Genomic DNA, 18,703 nt, shown 5'->3' with positions numbered 1-18,703 from the left:
TCCAAAACCCCTTCGGGCCAAAAGTGTTACCCATGTCTCCGGTATAAACCGTAACCTATGTGTCCGGAACGGACCCGGCTTGGATGGTGGGCGTGACAGGGATTGAACCTGTGACCCCTGCAATGTCAATGCAGTGCTCTCCCGCTGAGACGGAGACTGACGTCTCCTAAACGGCTTCGCCACTACACGCCATCCGGCCTCTAAAGACACAACGAAATCAGCTACTTCCCACACAATAGCTGTATCCGGCGTCAGGCACAAGCGGTCTGAAAGGGGAGAAAGGAGACAGGGAGGATTTGCCCCTGTTCTTGGTGCCTGTTGGAGCCACAGTGGAGCCGGAATGGCACCGCAAGCAATCCCTATTTATCCTATTTATATGATAAGTAAAAGGGATCACCCCTCTACCCTCCCACCCCTAGGAAAGGGGGTTGACGGGGGCACCTTGGAGACGCGTAGCGGGACCCATCAGAAATCGCTAATAGAAATTCCAGAAACCCAAAGTGGCTTATCCGATTGGTTCGAGATATGCGACAACAGCCTTGGGCCAAATGAAACCGTCCTTCCTACGGGAAGGTACCTTGGTTCTGCGTACTCGCAACGAACTAATCTTGTACGGTCCCCTAAGCGTCAGTTCGCGGTAGATTTTGGATTCGTATTGGTAGCCGCCACGGTAGTTCTCTTCACCGCCCTCTCCATAATACATCGACTCCTCCTTCCAGAGCATGACGGGAGCCATCCGGGCCGACCAGAAATCCGACTTCTCAGGGTCGTACATCCACATCGAATCGAGGCCGAAGGTGTAAATCCATCGTTCAAAAGGACGGGCGGGATATCTTTGGACTTTCCAATCCCAGTCCTCGGCCACTCGACCATCGCGCCAGACCAAAGGCCGGAGGAATGGAATCCAGATTTGCCATACCCCTATACGAGCATAAGCGGCAGCCCGGACCGAAATGCTTCTTGAGTCAATCGCTGTATGCTGCAATTCAAAGGCAACCATTGGCCCTTCTGGCGACCAAGCCATGACATCGGCACGTCTGTCACCGGGCAGAGTGTCAACTACGTGCTCTAGTTTGGTCTTCCCACCACGATGCTCGAATTCATCGTAGACAAGTCGCTTTGCATCAAGATGGGCGCGAGTCTCCCCTTTGGCCCATGAGCAGGTGTCCCTGGGCTTGTGTCCAAAGTTTGCGGCAACAAGCAACCCTCGGCGCAAAACCACGGGGCGTTTGCAGAGCGGACAGCGGTATCTAAGGCCCTTCTCCACAAATTTTGCATCAACCGGATAGTCATCTACTTCCGCGATCAACAAGTCGTCATGTTACTCCGTTCATAGGGAGGCGAATCATGCCCAGTATCGGATACCGCTACAATGCCCGAGAGCATGTCAAACAGGCGAAGCAATTCGTTGCGTCAAACGACGAGGTGATGCTCCGTGCTGCATGTTTGGAACTTCGGATGGCGATTGAAAGCCTCGTCTACGACCTCCTGCAGAGTTATCTAGCGGAGGTCTCTAACTCGGTCATGGAGAAGTGGCAGCCAAAACAGGTGATGGACGAATTGCTCTACGTGGATCCGAATGCGGACAAGACGTCGTCGCTCGCTGCGGGCATGGAGGAGAAATATGGCGAGCCCGCGAAAGTCATGAAATCATTGGGCTCGGACAAGAGGTTCAGGGTGAAATGGGCGAACAAGGCGCACAATGCTCTTGGCAGCTATCTTCATGAGCCGACGATATCTCAACACAGAGACAGCTTAGGCGACCTCCCGCAAAAGATGCGCAAAACGATAGAGGACATTGTTTGCGTTTTAGACGATGTCCTTTCTTCTCCAGTGTTCAACGTCAATTTCGCGATTTTCGATGGAATCGAATGCCCCTGTGGATTTCTGATCAAGCGGAAAAAGGGCTTCCTTGAAGAAGGAAAGACACTGAGTTGCATCAGTTGCGGGATGATTTTTGAACACTGGTTCGACAAGGAAAAGAATAATTGGCTGTGCGCCCCTAAAGGCTACTCTTATAATTGCCCCAACCCTGGTTGCAGATCGGAACAGCGTATTTTGGCTCACAAGCTGAATACCAAGGACAAATACACCTGTGAACAATGCGGCGATGGAATAAAAGCTGTCCAATATCACCGGATGGAAAGAGTAGTGGTCGAACAGGAAGCCAGCGGCGACGGCAGTTAGACCCTCAGGACTGGAATCATCCAAATCAGCCTTGCCCATTCCTTAGCGTCGGACAGGCGATGGAACGCCTTTGTCAGCGTGGGAAAACCCTGCCTGCGAATGCGAGCCTGATATTTGTCTCTGTGTTTGCGGATCGAAGCCATGATTAGCGTTTCCTGGAGCCAGAGTGGAGCCAGTAGCCGATTGATGGTTCTTCGAAGGAACGCCTTAGGTTTGTTTATTCAACAAAACAAGTGGTTGGATGGTGGGCGTGACAGGGATTGAACCTGTGACCCCTGCAATGTCAATGCAGTGCTCTCCCGCTGAGCTACACGCCCATCCGAAGCCGCGCATACACCATTTTTGGTCTGGCGCGTCAATAGCAGGAAAAGAGGAAATACATGTCGTCTCGCCGCGGCTGTGGATTGACGCCCGGCGGCTTGCGGGAGGCGGCTCAGGCCGCCTGCAGCATCTTTTCGACCTCGTTGACGAGATCGCGCAAGTGGAAGGGCTTGGACAGCACCTTGGCGTCTTTCGGCGCCTTGGAATCCGGGTTCAGCGCAACGGCGGCAAAACCGGTGATGAACATCACCTTGAGGTCGGGGTCGATCTCCGTGGCGCGACGCGCCAGCTCGATGCCGTCCATCTCCGGCATGACAATGTCGGTCAGAAGCAGCGAGAACGGTTCCTCGCGCAGCCGCTCATAGGCGCTGGCGCCGTTGTCGAAATCGCTGACCTGATAGCCGGCGCGCTCCAGCGCCTTGACGAGGAACCGACGCATATCGTCGTCGTCTTCCGCCAGAAGAATGCGTGCCATGATATCCCGTCCGAATCACCCGCCCGAGACTGCCGTGGGGCAGGCCCGTTAACCATCCTGTATATGAGGAGGTGAGAGTAAACATCAAGTGAACGCGGACGCGCTTGACCCACATTTGCCCAGCGGCACGACCGCCGAAATGCTGGACATGCGGCCAGCAAGGTGGCAGTTTCATGCCATGATGCACTGGTGTTTTCGGGTTCGTTCAAATTGAAGACGGCAGCCGAGGATTTTTCGGTCTTTCCACCCTTCGAAATCCGTTCGGGCGCCGAGCAGCGCGTCCCCTTTCTCTTCAATTCACCGCATAGCGGCCGTTACTATCCCGAACGCTTCCTTGCCATGGCAAGGCTCGATCGCAACGCCATTCGCCGCTCAGAGGATTGCTATGTCGACGAGCTGTTCGGCGGCGCCGTGGCGCTGGGCGCGCCGATGCTGGCGGCGAATTTCCCGCGTGCCTATCTCGACGTCAACCGTGAGCCCTGGGAACTCGACCCGCGCATGTTCGCCGAGCCGGTGCCGTCCTTCTGCAATATCCGCTCCGCGCGCGTGGCCGGCGGGCTCGGCACCGTGCCGAAGCTGGTGGGCGAGGGGCTCGACATCTATGCGGGCCGCTTGCCGCTCGCCGAGGCGGTTGCCCGCATCGAGGCCGTCTACAAGCCCTATCACGAAACGCTGAAGCGGCTTTTGACCAGGACCCATGCCCGTTTCGGCTTTGCCGTGCTGATCGACTGCCACTCGATGCCGGCGAGCATCCGCGTCGGTGACAACGGGCTGCGGCCGGATTTCATCATCGGCGACCGTTTCGGCATCTCGGCCACCGCGGCCCTGACCGAAACCGCGATCGGCCTGCTGACCGCGATGGGCTATACCGTCGCTCACAACAAGCCTTACGCCGGCGGTTTCATTACGGAACACTATGGCCGCCCGGCGCGTCATCTGCATGCGCTGCAGATCGAGGTCAATCGCGGGCTCTACATGAATGAGCGGACATTCGAGAAAGCCACCGGCTTCGACGCGCTGGCCGACGATCTGACGCGATTTTCAGCCGACCTGATGGCGATGCCAGACCATCATTTCATCGACCTGCCGCTGGCCGCGGAGTGAAGATCACGCCTTGTCTCATGCGTGCCACTGCCCAATACACTTTGCAGTATTTGGACCCTTTGCAGTATTTGGGCGGCACGCTCCGGGAGCGGCGGTGAAAAAAAGACCGCATCGTTTGCACGATACGGTCGAAGTCTAGGGAGGAAACGCCCAAGGAGGGCATGGACAGGAAACCCTGTCCATGATTGAGGGTATTGTGCAGCGCACAAATGTCAAGCGACGTTTATGCTTTTTTAATTCAGAGTGATGTGGAAATTGCGTTTCGTTGGCGGGAACGTGATATTTGGGCAACAGATGTCGCTGGCGAATAATCCTCGAACAACCTTGTTTTGGCACGAAAGTGACGGCAAACGACAGTCCGGGCATGCCGTAATTCGGGAGAATCAGTTGGACATCAGCATCGATTTCATGCGCCGCATCGCGCAAGCGGCGGCCGCCGAGACCTTGCCGCGCTTTCGCGCCCAAGGTGCGGTCGCCAACAAGGAGAAGGGCAGTTTCGACCCGGTCACCGAGGCCGACCGCGAGGCCGAGCGCGCCATCCGGGCGCTGATATCGGCCGAGTATCCCGACCACGGTATCCTGGGCGAAGAGCATGGCAGCGAGAACATTTCCAGCCGGCATGTCTGGGTGATCGACCCGATCGACGGCACGCGCGCCTTCATCTCCGGCCTGCCGGTGTGGGGGACATTGGTCGGGCTGACGGTCGATGGTGACGCGGTCGCCGGCATGATGGCGCAGCCCTTCACCGGCGAGCTGTTCTACGCCAATGGCTCCGGCTCGCACTATGAGGGACCGGGAGGTCCGCGAAAACTGTCGACCCGCAAGACGACGAAGCTGGCCGAAGCGACGTTGTTCACCACAACGCCGGCGCTGTTCAAGGGCGAGGCGCGCAATCGCTATGACGCGTTCGAGCGGCAAATCCAGCTCGCCCGTTATGGCGCCGATTGCTATGCCTTCGCCATGATCGCCTCGGGAAGCGTCGACATCGTCGCCGATCCTGGCTTGAAGCCCTATGACATCGTGGCGCTGATCCCGATCATCGAGAAAGCCGGCGGTGTCATCACCACTTTCGACGGCGGGCCGGCGGAGAATGGCGGCGATGTTCTGGCGGCGGCGACACCGGAGCTTCATGCCGCCGCCATGGCCGCCCTGCGCGGCTGATATCGCCCCTGGTCAGTGCAGCCTTATCGAGCGCTGGAATTCCGCAGGGGTGTGCCCGTAGACCTGCCTGAATGCCGCCTGCGTCTGGGAGAGGTCAGGCCGTCGGATCGTCCGAGCCGGGGACGAAGGCGTCGAAGGCGGCGAGGAATTGTTCGCGGTAGAGATCGACTTCCTGCAGGATTTCGTGTTTGGCGCCGTCGATCATCAACAGCGAACCGAGTCTCAGATTTCTCGCATATGCTTCCACCGCCTTGGTCGAGACGACCTGGTCGGCGCCGGCGGCGATGATCAGCAGAGGCACCTGAATGCGGGCCATGAAGTCGGGGTCGCTTATGGCTTCCGACGCCTTCGCCGCCGCCTGCAGCCAGCGGACGGTCGGGCCGCCAAGTGCCAGTTGCGGATATTCTTCATAGATGCGCGTGTTGCGGCGATAGCGTTGCGGATCTGATGTCACCTTGTTGACCTCGAAAGGCAGCGTCTGTCTCGGGCGTGGACCCCAGGCGGCATAGAGCCGACCGAGCCCCAGGGCGCAGAAAATCGAACAGACCCGGCGCACCGTCCCTATCGAGACCGGCAGGTCGGGCAACGTCAGGAATGGCGCGATCAGCACCATGCGCCGCACGCGGTTCACCATCGACGGCGCGGCAAGCAGCGTGATTACCGCCCCGGCGGAATGGGCCAGGATGTAATAGGGTCCACGGCAGTCCGGCAGCACGATCTCCTCGAAGAACTGCTCCAGATCGGCCGTATAGTCGCGGAACGACCTAACATAGCCGCGCTGGCGATCGCGGATCAGCCGGTCGGAATCGCCCTGACCGCGCCAGTCGAGGGTGGCGACACCGAAGCCCCGCGCGGCAAGGTCGCGGATGGTCTCGAAATATTTCTCGATGCACTCGTTGCGGCCGCCGAGCAGCACCACGGTGCCCCGCATTGGACGCGTCACCGCCGCGAACAGGCCATAACGGATCTTCTTGCCGTCGCGCGTGGTGAAAAAGCCGCCCGTGACGTTTTCCGGTCGCGGATTGCCTTCAACTTCGTGAAAAAGGGGTGTGTCGTGGAAAAGATCCGTCATTCGGCGCTTTGTGCTCGGCGTCTTGGCGCGCCAGCCCTTCACGGCCAGCCTCGTCAAGGTGATAGACGCCCACACATCAAAAGCAAAGCAAATCCGGGTTACGGAGGCCTGCAACGGGGAAGGCCGGAAGCGGCTTTGAGCGCGCTTCCGGCCCCTGTCGATCCGGGAGGAAGGGACGTTAACACCCGGTTCGGCCTCGATGCGGCACCTCTGCAAATCCGGCGCCGCCAATCCTTGATCTTGAAAGCCACTTTAGCGACGGCTGTCTGAACGGGCGCCGAAGCGCCGGTTCATCTGCCGTTCATCAAAGGCCGGCGGCCTCACTCTTTTGCCGTCAAACGAAACTTGAAATGCTTTCGAACGCTCCCCAGATGTGGGTTGCGGCCGCCAATGTCGGGGCCGCTGGTCCAGCCGAAACGCCGCTTACGGGTTTCGCACCGGCCATACGCAAACCATGTTGCTCAACAGGAGAACACCTCATGCGTCACGTTGATTTTTCCCCGCTTTACCGTTCGACCGTCGGCTTCGACCGTCTCTTCACCATGCTCGATTCGCTCGCGCAGCCCGACGGCGCGCAGACCTATCCGCCCTACAACATCGAGCGCACCGGTGAGGATTCCTACCGCATCTCGATGGCGGTTGCCGGCTTCTCGGATGACGAGATCTCCATCGAAGCCCACCGCAACGTGTTGACGGTGAAGGGTGAGCGCAAGGACGAGGGCACCGGCGAAGGCTCCGAGCTGCTCTATCGCGGCATTGCCTCCAGGGCCTTCGAGCGCCGCTTCCAGCTTGCCGATCACGTTGAAGTCGTCGGCGCCGCGCTGAAGAACGGCCTGCTCTTCGTCGACCTCAAGCGCAACATTCCCGAAGAGCTGAAGCCGCGCAAGATCGCGATCACCTCGGCTCCGGCCAAGGCCAAGCAGATCGAGGCCAAGACGGCAGCCTAAGGTTTAGTCTCCCTCCCGAGACGGAAAGCGGCGCCGAAAGGCGCCGCTTTTTTGTTGTCGCGAAGCCTGACTATCCCGCGATCAGCTGGCCAAAGCGGTCGACTTCCTCCGAGGTCGTCGCAAAGCTGGTGACGAAGCGATAGAGCAGCTCGTCCTCGCCGATATGGCCGTCGAAGCCGTGCGGCCTGTGCCAGTCGTAGAAGGCCGCGCCCGCCGCCTGCAGCTTCTCGGCTTCGGTTTTCTTGATCACCGCGAAGACTTCGTTGGCCTGCGGCAGCCAGGCGAGCTTTGCCGTGGCCGAATCCTCGATCGCGGCCGCCAGGCGCGCGGCCATGACATTGGCATGCCTGGCGGTATCGAGCCACAGCCCATCCTTGAAATAGGCTTCGAACTGCGCTGCGACGAAACGCGACTTCGAAAACAGCTGGGCGGCACGCTTGCGCAGAAAAGCCAATTCCTTGGCGCGATCGAGATCGAACAGCACGATCGCCTCGGCGCACCAGCAGCCGTTCTTGGTGCCGCCGAAGGACAGGATGTCGACGCCGCGTTTCCAGGTCATTTCAGCCGGCGTGGTGTCGAGCGCGACCAGCGCATTGGCGAATCGGGCGCCGTCCATGTGCAGCGGCACGGAATGGTGTTTGGCGATCGCCGCAATCGCGGCAATGTCGTCCAGGCCATAGATCGTGCCGACCTCGGTCGACTGGGTGACCGAAACGGCCATCGGCCGGCCCCAATGGACTACCTCGCCGGCGAAACGGCCGATCGCCTTGTCCAGATTATGTGGCTCGATCTTGCCCAGCGGGCCGTCGACGGCGTGAAGCCGCGAGCCGCCGGAAAAATGTTCCGGCGCGCCGCACTCGTCCTCGATGATATGCGATTCGCGGTGGGCGAAGGAAATGCCGCCGGGCTTGTTATAGGCCGTCAGCGACAGCGAATTGGCGGCGGTGCCGGTCGCCACGAAGAACACGGCCACTTCGCGCTCGAAAATCTCGCTGAAGCGCTGATAGACGGTTTGGTCGAGGGCACCATCGCCATAGGCGGTCGAAAAGCCGGCGGTGTGGGCCGAAAGGCCGGCTGCAATGCTTGGATGGGCGCCTGCCCAATTGTCGGAAGCGAAGAACATGCGTCTGCCTGTGCTGGGGAAATCGCCGGGAGCTTGACCGGTTTCATGACCCGCCCGCAAGAGCCAGACACAAGAAAACGGGTAAAGCCAGCGTCGGGCTCGCGGCGTCTTCAGAGACCGAAGCTTACGTTTTGCAGCCGCCTGACGAAATTTTGTGTCGCGGCGCGGCCAAGTTTTTTGTGAATCGGTCTTGTATGGGTCCTGGATTTCTGTCATAAAAATTTAGGACAGTAGTGCTGTCTTATTTTGTCGCACAAAACAGGCTGGATTGGCGTATCGTTTAGGCCACTCCGGCTTTTGCCGCGAGCGACAGGTGGACGGACCAGCTCTGGCCTGTACGATACCGGATGTGAACCAGCGGCGCGCCGCTTGGTTCGGCGATTTCGCAAGACGTGCCGCAAGGATGAAGGGCGAGCCCAAGTGCTCGCCAAGGCAAACCAGCGCCCCCAGGCTGACCAAGGCCAGTGGCGCGGAACGGAGGATAGGACGATGACGGAATTGACGCTCTCTGCGACGAACGGCCAGGCCGCGCAGACGAAAGCGGCCGCCGTCAAAAATACCTCCACCAAAAATCGCACGACCACCGGCGGCCTCACCGCCCAGGGACTCTACGATCCGCGCAACGAACATGACGCCTGCGGTGTCGGCTTCATCGTCAACATGAAGGGCGTGAAGTCGCATCAGATCGTCAAGGACGGGCTTGCGGTGCTCGAGAACCTGACGCATCGCGGCGCCGTCGGTGCCGATCCGCTGGTCGGCGATGGCGCCGGCGTGCTGGTGCAGCTTCCGGATCTTTTTTTCCGTGAGGAGATGGCGGCCCAAGGGATTGATCTGCCACCGGTAGGCCAGTATGGCGTCGGACACTGGTTCATGCCGCAGGATGCCATCCTTCGCGCGCATGTCGAAGAGATCATCGCGGAATCGGCGCAGTCCGAAGGGCTCCCGCTGCTGGGATTCCGTGACGTGCCCGTCGATAATTCGTCGCTGTCGAAGGCGGCTGACATCGTAGCGTCCGAGCCCTTCCACCGCCAGGTCTTCATCGGCCGCACGGCTGATATCACCGACGACGAGGAATACGAGGCCAGGCTCTATCTGCTGCGCAAGGTCATCTCGGGCCGCATCTACGCCGAGAACGACAACAAGGACATTGGCGCCTATTGCGTGTCGCTGTCGGCGCGCACCATCGTCTACAAGGGCATGTTCCTGGCCTATCAGGTCGGCGCCTATTACAAGGACCTCAAGGACCCGCGTTTCGAGACCGCGCTGATCCTCGTCCACCAGCGCTTCTCGACCAACACCTTCCCATCATGGAAGCTGGCGCATCCCTACCGCATGGTCGCGCACAATGGCGAGATCAACACCGTGCGCGGCAACAACAACTGGATGGCTGCCAGGCAGGCGTCGGTCGATTCCGAACTGTTCGGCAACAACATCTCGAAGCTCTGGCCGATCTCCTATGACGGCCAGTCCGATACGGCGTGCTTCGACAACGCGCTCGAGTTCCTGTTCCAGGGCGGCTACAGCCTCAGCCACGCCATGATGATGCTGATCCCGGAAGCCTGGGCCGGCAACAAGCTCATGGATGCCGACCGCAAGGCTTTCTACGAGTACCATGCGGCGTTGATGGAGCCGTGGGACGGGCCGGCGGCGGTCGCTTTCACCGATGGACGCCAGATCGGCGCCACGCTCGACCGCAATGGATTGCGCCCTGCACGCTACATCGTCACCGATGACGACCGCGTCATCATGGCTTCGGAAGCCGGCGTGCTGCCGGTGCCGGAGGAAAAGATCGTCCAGAAGTGGCGGCTGCAGCCCGGCCGCATGCTTCTGATCGACCTGGCCAAGGGCCGCATCGTCCCCGACGAGGAGATCAAGTCGGAGATCGCGACCAAGCACCCGTACAAGACCTGGCTTGGCAATACGCAGCTCATCCTGGAAGATTTGAAGCCGGTCGAGCCTCGCGCGCTGCGCAAGGATGTCAGCCTGCTCGATCGCCAGCAGGCGTTCGGCTACACCCAGGAAGACACCAAGCTGTTGATGTCGCCGATGGCGACCACCGGCCAGGAAGCGGTGGGCTCGATGGGCACCGACACGCCGATCTCGGCGATGTCGGACAAGTCGAAGCTGCTCTACACCTATTTCAAGCAGAACTTCGCCCAGGTCACCAACCCGCCGATCGACCCGATCCGCGAGGAGCTGGTGATGAGCCTGGTGTCCTTCATCGGACCGCGGCCGAACATCTTCGACCTGGTCGGCAATTCGCGGCGCAAGCGCCTCGAGGTGCGCCAGCCGATCCTGACCAATGGCGACCTCGAGAAGATCCGCTCCATCGGCCACACCGAGGACCGTTTCGACACCAAGACGATCGACATCACCTATGGATCGAGCGAGGGCGCTGCCGGCATGCAGGGCGCCGTCGAACGTCTGTGCGAGCGGGCCGAAGCGGCGGTCGCCGGCGGCTACAACATCATCATCCTGTCCGACCGCCAGCTCGGGCCGGACCGCATCGCCATTCCGGCACTGCTGGCGACGGCCGCCGTGCACCACCACCTGATCCGCAAGGGACTGCGCACCGCGGTCGGCCTGGTCGTCGAATCCGGCGAGCCGCGCGAGGTGCATCATTTCTGCTGCCTCGCCGGCTATGGCGCCGAAGCGATCAATCCCTATCTCGCCTTCGACACGCTGCTCGACATGCACAAGCGCGGCGAACTGCCGGAAGAGGTCGACGCCTATGAAGTGGTGTCGCGCTACATCAAGTCGATCGGCAAGGGTATCCTCAAGGTGATGTCCAAGATGGGGATCTCGACCTATCAGTCTTATTGCGGCGCGCAGATATTCGACGCTATCGGGCTGAAGTCGGATTTCGTGCAGCAATACTTCACCGGCACCGCGACGCTGATCGAAGGCGTCGGACTGGATGAGGTCGCAGGCGAAACCGTCAGTCGCCACACGGACGGTTTCGGCAGCGATCCGGTGCTGCGCAACAGCCTGGAGGTCGGCGGCGAATATCTGTTCCGCATGCGCGGCGAGGCGCATATGTGGTCGCCCGACGCGGTCGCCACCTTGCAGCACGCGGTGCGCCAGGGATCGTGGGAGACGTTCAAGGACTATTCGGCGCAAATCGACAGCGAGACGGCCCGCGCCCAGACCATCCGCGGCCTGTTCAAGATCAAGCTGGCGGGTGAGACCGGCCGCACGAAGGTCGCACTCGACGACGTGATGCCGGCGGCCGACATCGTCAAGCGCTTCTCGACCGGGGCGATGTCGTTCGGCTCGATTTCCAGGGAAGCGCACACCACGCTGGCACGTGCCATGAACCAGATCGGCGGCAAGTCGAACACCGGTGAAGGCGGCGAAGAGGCCGATCGCTACCTGCCGCTGCCTGGCGGCGGCAAGAATCCGGAACGCTCGGCGATCAAGCAGGTCGCTTCGGGACGGTTCGGCGTGACTGCGGAATATCTCGTCAACTCCGACATGATGCAGATCAAGGTCGCGCAAGGCGCCAAGCCCGGCGAGGGCGGCCAGTTGCCAGGCCACAAGGTCGACGCCACCATCGCCAAGGTGAGGCACTCGACGCCTGGCGTCGGCCTGATCTCGCCGCCACCGCATCACGATATCTACTCGATCGAGGACCTGGCGCAGCTGATCTACGATCTGAAGAACGTCAATCCGGCGGCCGACGTGTCGGTCAAGCTGGTGTCGGAAGTCGGTGTCGGCACGGTCGCGGCGGGCGTCGCCAAGGCGCGCGCCGACCACATCACCATTTCGGGCTATGATGGCGGCACCGGCGCGTCGCCGCTGACCTCGCTCAAGCATGCCGGCAGCCCGTGGGAAATGGGTCTTGCCGAGACGCACCAGACGCTGGTGCTGAACGGCCTGCGCTCACGCGTGGCGCTGCAGGTCGATGGCGGTTTGCGCACCGGGCGCGACGTCATCATCGGCGCGCTGCTCGGCGCCGACGAGTTCGGCTTCTCGACCGCGCCGCTGATCGCGGCCGGCTGTATCATGATGCGCAAGTGCCACCTCAACACCTGCCCGGTCGGTGTGGCGACGCAGGACCCGGTGCTGCGCAAGCGCTTCAAGGGCACGCCCGAGCACGTCATCAACTTCTTCTTCTACGTGGCTGAAGAGGTGCGGGCGCTGCTCGCCGAGATGGGCTTCACCCATATCGACCAGATCATCGGCGACGCCGACCTTCTGGAAAAGCGCGACGTGATCCAGCACTGGAAGGCGCGCGGGCTCGACTTCTCGAAGATGTTCTACAAGCCCGATGCGCCGCATGAAGCGGCGCACTGGACCGAACGGCAGAAGCACCCGATCGATGATGTGCTCGACCGCAAGCTGATCGAACTGGCCAGGCCCGCGCTGGAGACCAAGCAGCCGGTCAAGATCGAAGTCGACATCCGCAATGTCGACCGCTCGACGGGCGCCATGCTGTCGGGTGAGGTGGCCAAGCGCTTCAGGCACAAGGGCCTGCGCGAGGACACGATCCAGGTCAAGCTCACCGGAACCGCGGGGCAGTCCTTCGGCGCTTTTCTGGCGCGCGGCATCTCGTTCGAGCTCGTCGGTGCCGGCAACGACTATGTCGGCAAGGGCCTGTCGGGCGGACGCATCGTCATCCGGCCGCCGCAAGAGGCCAGGATTGTCGCGGCCGACTCCATCATCGTCGGCAACACGGTGCTCTATGGCGCGACCGAGGGCGAGGCCTATTTCGCCGGCGTAGCGGGCGAGCGTTTCGCCGTGCGCAATTCGGGCGTGGCAGCCGTCGTCGAAGGCGTTGGCGACCATGGCTGCGAATACATGACCGGCGGCGTCGTCGTCGTCATCGGCAAAACCGGCCGCAACTTCGCCGCCGGCATGTCGGGCGGTGTCGCCTATGTGCTGGACGAGGCGGGCGATTTCGCCGAGCGCTGCAACATGGCCATGGTCGAGCTGGAGCCGGTTCCGGAAGAAGACGACCTCATGGAAAAGCTGCTGCACCATGGCGGCGACCTCGATCACAAGGGTCGCGTTGACGTGTCGGGCGACATGACCAGCCATGACGAGGAGCGGCTTTACCAACTGATCTCGAACCACGTGCATTATACGGGTTCGGTACGCGGCCGCGAGATCCTCGACGACTGGACGATTTTCCGGCCGAAATTCCGCAAGATCATGCCGGTCGAATACCGCCGCGCGCTGATCGAGATGGAACGCATGCGCATGGGTGTCGCGGCCGAATAGATTTTTGAGAATTGCCGGGGAGCCCAGGCTTCCCGGCCCCTTTCATCGACAGTTTGACCTCGGGCTCAAGGTTGCCATGGCTGCCTCAAGAGGTTAACGGGTGCGGCGAAAACCGCACCATCTGGACAGCAGGAACTGGACTATGGGCAAGGTAACAGGCTTTCTCGAAATCGACCGGCAGGTGCACAAGTACCAGCCAGCCTCGGACCGCATTCGGCACTTCCGCGAGTTCACGCTGCCGATGTCGGACAAGGAGGTCGAGAAACAGGCCGCGCGCTGCATGGATTGCGGCATTCCGTTCTGCCACGGGCCGACGGGCTGCCCGATCCACAACCAGATCCCCGACTGGAACGATCTCGTCTACAACAGGGACTGGGACAACGCGATCCGCAACCTGCACTCGACTAACAATTTCCCGGAGTTCACCGGCCGCATCTGTCCGGCACCCTGCGAGGAAGCCTGTACGCTCAACCTCGAGGACATTCCCGTCGCCATCAAGACGGTGGAGCAGGCGATCGCGGACAAGGCTTACGAGACCGGGCATATCAGGCCCTATCCGCCGGAGAAGAAGACCGGCAAGCGGGTCGCCATCATCGGCTCCGGCCCGGCCGGCATGGCGGCCGCCCAGCAGCTTGGCCGCGCTGGCCACGACGTGCATGTCTACGAGCGCGAGAGCCGCCCCGGCGGGCTGATGCGTTACGGTATTCCCGACTTCAAGATCGAGAAGCACTATATCGATCGGCGCATCGAACAGATGCAGGGCGAGGGCGTCACCTTCCATTGCGGCGTCAATGTCGGCGTCGACAAGCCCGTCGCGGAACTGCTGACCGAACATGATGCCGTGCTCTATTGCGGCGGTTCGGAAACGCCGCGCGCCGCCGGAATTCCCGGTGACGATCTCGGCGGCGTGCATGACGCGATGCCCTATCTGGTGCAGCAGAACCGCCGCGTCGGCGGCGAGCCGATCCAGTCGGTGGCGTGGCCGTCGCATCCGATCATCGCCGGTGGCCAGCATGTCGTCGTCGTCGGTGGCGGCGATACCGCGTCCGACTGCGTCGGCACCGCCTTCCGCCAGGGTGCGGTGCGCGTCACCCAACTCGACATTCGCCCGCAGCCGCCCGAGAAGGAAGACAAGCTCTCCGTCTGGCCCTACTGGGCAACGAAGATGCGTACCTCGTCCTCGCAGGCTGAGGGCGCCGAACGCGAATTCCAGGTGGCGACTCTCGAATTCATCGGCGAGGAAGGCCAGCTCACCGGCGTCAAGTGCTGCGAGGTCGACGAGAAGCGCAAGCCGATCGCTGGCACCGAATTCGTCATCCGCGCCGATCTTGCCTTCATCGCCATCGGCTTTGCCGGCCCGGCGATGGGAGGGGTTGCGGCGGAACTGGAGGGTGAGATGAAGATCACCACGGACAGCCGCCGTTCCAGGAATGTCGAGGCCAACGACCGCGACTACAGGACCAGCGTCGACCGGCTCTACGCGGCGGGCGATGTGCGCCGCGGCCAGTCGCTGGTTGTCTGGGCGATCCGCGAAGGCCGCCAGGCGGCACGCTCGATCGACGAGGCGCTGATGGGGACGACCGTCCTGCCGCGTTAGAGCGGTTCAGCGTTTGATAGACTCGCTAACCTGCTCTAACTCTTTGCTTTACGCAATTCCCTAGGGAAAGCGCTACGCGCTTTTCCCGGGAAAACCGTTACACACTTTCCTGGAATTGCTCTAGGGGCTGATCGCCGTCGTGGTGTCGCTTGCTGCCGCCGCGGCTGCCGGACTTGCCTTAGGCGGCCATGAGAAATCATCGGCGCGTCCGGGCGACGCCTCCGGTGCCTTGCCCTCGATCACCAGCCTTTCCCCGGGAAGAGCTGGATTGGCTTTCGGCGGCGGGGCAGCGCCGAGCAATTCGGTGCCGCCGTCGAGCGCGGGATCGCTGAGCAGCATGGGTTGGGTGCGATCGATGACGATAGGTGCGGCCGCCGGAGCCGGTGCTTCGACGGGTGCGCCCGCCGGCGCTGCCGCCGGTGCCACGCTTCCGGGCGCTGCCAGTCCAAGGATCTTCAGCAGCGGCTTTTCGGTGTAGAAGGCGAGCTTGCGCTTGCCTGCCTTGGACACGTTGATGCCGTCATCGGCGCGTAGCCGCACGGGCTGGCCGTTCATGTCGGGGCCGCTGGTAATGAAGGCGCCGTTCTCGTCGACGAAGCCGTCCCAGACATCGACGAATTCGCCGCCGTGACTTTCGGCCGCCTTGTGGTAGATGTCGTTGAAGGCCAGCATGTCCGAGGTCATCTTCGGCACCCGGAAGGCCGGCATGCCGACCCACAGGAAAGGCACCTTGGCGGTGGCGATTGCCTTGCCGAACTCATCGGTACGGCGTTCGTATTCCTTGGTCCAGTTTTCGGAACGAGGCTGCTCGCGCACGTCGCCGACCTTCATCTGCTGGCGGTCGTTAGACCCCAGCATGACGACCACCGCGGCGGGTTTTTCGGTTTCGATCAGCGATTTGATCTGTTCGGGCCAGTTGTAGAAATCATCGCGCACGAAGCCTGACGAGCCATTGCCGCGGACAACAATCCTGACACCGGTATTCTCGGCGAAGGCTTCGTCCAGACCCTCGGCGAGGCCCGTCGCCATGAAGTCGCCGACCACCAAGACGGTGCGGGCGTCCGGCGCCTTTTCGACCACGGGCGTTGCCGGCTCCTCGGGTGGACGAGGCGCACGAGGTTTCTTCTTCGGCTTAGGCCTCGCCTGCTGGATGTCCGGCGGCGGCTCGATCCGCTCGCTGCGGCGCGGAAACAGAAGGTCGCGCAACGACCAGCCTCGGCTCTGCTGCGGCTGCTCCTGCGCCATGGCTGGGGCATGGACGGCGCCGGCCACGGCAATGGCGAGCACGGCGAAGGTCAGGATCAGCACCGGCATGCGACGAACGAACGTGCCGATGCGCGCAGGCCAAACCAATCGCTCCCTCCCTACTCAACTTCGTCAGGCTCTATTTCTGCCTGAGCCATTTCAGCACTTCCAAGCTCGGATAGCCATCCTGGGTCAAGCCGACCTTTGCCTGATAGGCCATGATGGCCGTCTTCGAGCCGTCGCCGATCTTGCCGTCAAATTTGCCATCATAAAGGCCATGCTGGGAAAGTCGCTTCTGCAACTCCTGCCGTTCCTCGAAGCTGAGCTTGGTGAAAGGCCGGTTCCAATCCTGGACCAGGCCGCTGCCGCCGGCGATCTCATCGGCAAGCAGACCAACGGCCAGCGCGTATTTGTCGGCATTGTTGTAGGCCTTGATGACCGAAAAATTCCTGACCATCAGGAAGGCTGGTCCGCCACGCCCGTCCGGCACTTTCAGCGTCGCCTTGTCGGTGAGGTTCTTGAACGGCTTGCCGCTGGCCCTGACGACGCCGAGCGCCTGCCATTGTGCCAGCGTCTTCGATCCGCCCGGCAATTTGCCTGCCGGCAACGTGACTTCGTAGCCCCAGGTCTTTCCGGCCTGCCAGCCATTCTTCTTGAGCAGGTTGGCGGATGTCGCCAGCGCATCGGGGATGGAATTCCAGATGTCGCGCTTGCCGTTGCCATCCATGTCGACGGCATAGTGCTGGTAGCTGGTCGGGATGAACTGGGTCTGGCCCATGGCGCCCGCCCAGGAGCCCATCAGGTGGCTCTCGTCGATATCGCCGGTTTGCAGGATCTTCAGCGCCGCGACCAACTGGGTGCGGGCATATTTCGAACGTTTCGCGTCGCCGTAGCCCAAAGTCGCCAGTGAACGGATGACGTTGCGCATGATGTCGTCGCGCTTGAGGATCTCGCCATAGTTCGATTCCATCGACCAGATGGCCAGGAGAACATAGCGGTCGACGCCGAACCTTGCCTCGATCCTGTCCAGCCAAGGCTTCCACTTTTTCGCCATTTGCTGCCCGACGGCGACGGACTGATCATGGACGCGGTTGTCGAAATAATCCCAGGCGGGGGCGGTGAATTCGGGCTGCGTTCGGGCCTTTTCCAACACCACCGGATCGGGCTCGTTGATAGTCCTGAAAGCCTGGTCGTAGACGGAGCCGGAAACGCCGCCCGCCACGGCGGTGGCGCGGAACCCGGCGACCCATTGCCGGAAACCGGCGTCGGCGAAAGCCGGCGCGGTCGGCATCAGCAAAGCGAGCGAGAGGCTGGCCGCCGTCATGACGCTGGCGAAACGTTTTGCGGCATTGCGAACGGACATCTTTTCCTCCTTCTTTGTCTCAGGAAAGACCATTCATCGCCGAACCGGGTTAGGAATTAGTTTACCATAGGCGTCGCCTGGAACGAAAAGACACCTGGGTGCTTTAACCGGTGGAAGTTTCCCCCCAGTTGCCCCAGTAATCTTCAATTCCGGCGTGAAAATGTCGCGAGACGGGGATTGCGGAGCTGGCCAGCAAACGGATAATTGAAGGCATGAAGAGAGTTCGCAAGGCAGTTTTCCCGGTCGCCGGTCTCGGCACGCGGTTTCTCCCGGCCACCAAGGCCGTTCCCAAGGAGATGCTGACCGTCGTCGACAGGCCGGTCATCCAGTATGTCGTCGATGAGGCGCGCGAGGCGGGCATCGAGCATTTCATCTTCGTCACCGGCCGCAACAAGGCGGTCATCGAGGACCATTTCGATATCCAGTTCGAGCTCTATGACACGCTGGCACAGCGCGGCAAGGACGAGCAGCTTGCTCGCCTGCAACGGCTGCAGCCGGCGCCAGGGCAGACCAGCTTCACCCGCCAGCAGGTGCCGATGGGTCTCGGCCATGCCGTCTGGTGCGCGCGCGAACTGGTCGGCGACGAGCCGTTCGCCCTGTTGTTGCCGGATATGATCATGCAGTCGGAGAAGAGCTGCACGAAGGCAATGGTCGAGCTCTATGAGGAAACCGGCAACAACATCATCGCCGTGCAGGAATGCGATCCGGCGGAGGCGCATAAATACGGCATTGTCGGGCGCGGCGAAGACACGCATCACGGGTTCCGTATCACCGAAATGGTGGAAAAACCGAAGACCGGCACGGCGCCGTCCAATCTCTACATCAACGGCCGCTACATCCTGCAGCCCGAGATCTTTGGGATTCTGGAGGGGCAGGAGAAGGGCG

At 61.5% G+C, this 18,703-nt stretch carries 13 protein-coding genes and 1 tRNA gene; 7 read left to right on the top strand and 7 right to left on the bottom strand.

What is annotated here, in order from left to right:
- Nucleotides 1-505 precede the first annotated feature (505 nt).
- Nucleotides 506-1,312: a competence protein CoiA family protein gene (locus FJ492_RS28060; protein WP_140773568.1), complete on the bottom strand. Its 807-nt coding sequence runs from the start codon at nucleotides 1,310-1,312 to the stop codon at nucleotides 506-508.
- Between the two features lie 35 nt (nucleotides 1,313-1,347).
- On the opposite strand from FJ492_RS28060, the gene FJ492_RS28055 reads away from it, so the two are divergent.
- Nucleotides 1,348-2,187 carry a hypothetical protein gene (locus tag FJ492_RS28055; RefSeq protein ID WP_140773566.1) on the top strand — a complete coding sequence of 280 codons (840 nt, stop codon included), beginning with the start codon at nucleotides 1,348-1,350 and terminating at the stop codon, nucleotides 2,185-2,187.
- A gap of 242 nt (nucleotides 2,188-2,429) precedes the next feature.
- Here FJ492_RS28055 and FJ492_RS28050 read toward each other — a convergent pair.
- A tRNA-Val gene (locus tag FJ492_RS28050) sits at nucleotides 2,430-2,504 on the bottom strand.
- Between the two features lie 116 nt (nucleotides 2,505-2,620).
- Nucleotides 2,621-2,983, bottom strand: coding sequence for a response regulator (locus tag FJ492_RS28045; protein WP_006199474.1), 363 nt, complete (start codon nucleotides 2,981-2,983; stop codon nucleotides 2,621-2,623).
- Nucleotides 2,984-3,145: 162 nt separating this feature from the next.
- Between FJ492_RS28045 and FJ492_RS28040 the strand changes: the two genes are divergently transcribed.
- The gene (locus tag FJ492_RS28040; RefSeq protein WP_140773564.1) at nucleotides 3,146-4,087 is read left to right on the top strand and encodes an N-formylglutamate amidohydrolase; all 942 of its coding nucleotides are present in this window, start codon (nucleotides 3,146-3,148) and stop codon (nucleotides 4,085-4,087) included.
- Between the two features lie 387 nt (nucleotides 4,088-4,474).
- Complete coding sequence (gene hisN / locus FJ492_RS28035; RefSeq protein WP_140773562.1) at nucleotides 4,475-5,248, top strand: histidinol-phosphatase; 774 nt, start codon at nucleotides 4,475-4,477, stop codon at nucleotides 5,246-5,248.
- Between the two features lie 94 nt (nucleotides 5,249-5,342).
- On the opposite strand, the gene FJ492_RS28030 is transcribed toward hisN, so the two are convergent.
- A complete protein-coding gene (locus FJ492_RS28030) occupies nucleotides 5,343-6,320 on the bottom strand; it encodes an alpha/beta hydrolase (protein ID WP_140711900.1) in 978 nt (325 codons plus the stop codon).
- A 479-nt stretch (nucleotides 6,321-6,799) separates the two neighbouring features.
- On the opposite strand from FJ492_RS28030, the gene FJ492_RS28025 reads away from it, so the two are divergent.
- Entirely contained in the window at nucleotides 6,800-7,267 is a 468-nt protein-coding gene (locus FJ492_RS28025; RefSeq protein WP_027142918.1) for an Hsp20 family protein, read from the top strand.
- Between the two features lie 70 nt (nucleotides 7,268-7,337).
- Here FJ492_RS28025 and FJ492_RS28020 read toward each other — a convergent pair whose 3' ends face one another.
- Nucleotides 7,338-8,390, bottom strand: a complete 1,053-nt coding sequence (locus FJ492_RS28020; protein ID WP_140504248.1) for a low specificity L-threonine aldolase — start codon at nucleotides 8,388-8,390, stop codon at nucleotides 7,338-7,340.
- 489 nt (nucleotides 8,391-8,879) lie between these two features.
- On the opposite strand from FJ492_RS28020, the gene gltB reads away from it, so the two are divergent.
- Both gltB and FJ492_RS28010 read left to right on the top strand, forming a co-directional pair.
- Nucleotides 8,880-13,613 carry a glutamate synthase large subunit gene (gene gltB / locus FJ492_RS28015; protein WP_140745343.1) on the top strand — a complete coding sequence of 1,578 codons (4,734 nt, stop codon included), beginning with the start codon at nucleotides 8,880-8,882 and terminating at the stop codon, nucleotides 13,611-13,613.
- Nucleotides 13,614-13,755: 142 nt separating this feature from the next.
- Nucleotides 13,756-15,210 carry a glutamate synthase subunit beta gene (locus FJ492_RS28010; RefSeq protein ID WP_140504244.1) on the top strand — a complete coding sequence of 485 codons (1,455 nt, stop codon included), beginning with the start codon at nucleotides 13,756-13,758 and terminating at the stop codon, nucleotides 15,208-15,210.
- A 120-nt stretch (nucleotides 15,211-15,330) separates the two neighbouring features.
- On the opposite strand, the gene FJ492_RS28005 is transcribed toward FJ492_RS28010, so the two are convergent.
- Entirely contained in the window at nucleotides 15,331-16,563 is a 1,233-nt protein-coding gene (locus FJ492_RS28005; protein ID WP_140773559.1) for a DUF459 domain-containing protein, read from the bottom strand.
- 31 nt (nucleotides 16,564-16,594) lie between these two features.
- The gene (locus FJ492_RS28000; RefSeq protein WP_140773557.1) at nucleotides 16,595-17,818 is read right to left on the bottom strand and encodes a lytic murein transglycosylase; all 1,224 of its coding nucleotides are present in this window, start codon (nucleotides 17,816-17,818) and stop codon (nucleotides 16,595-16,597) included.
- Nucleotides 17,819-18,021: 203 nt separating this feature from the next.
- On the opposite strand from FJ492_RS28000, the gene FJ492_RS27995 reads away from it, so the two are divergent.
- Nucleotides 18,022-18,703: UTP--glucose-1-phosphate uridylyltransferase (locus FJ492_RS27995; protein ID WP_181166785.1), on the top strand; the 682-nt coding region annotated here is incomplete at its 3' end.

This window comes from Mesorhizobium sp. B2-5-4, from assembly GCF_006441095.1.
In the GTDB taxonomy this organism is placed as follows: Bacteria; Pseudomonadota; Alphaproteobacteria; order Rhizobiales; family Rhizobiaceae; genus Mesorhizobium; species Mesorhizobium salmacidum.
This window is presented reverse-complemented; position numbering and strand designations above follow the sequence as displayed.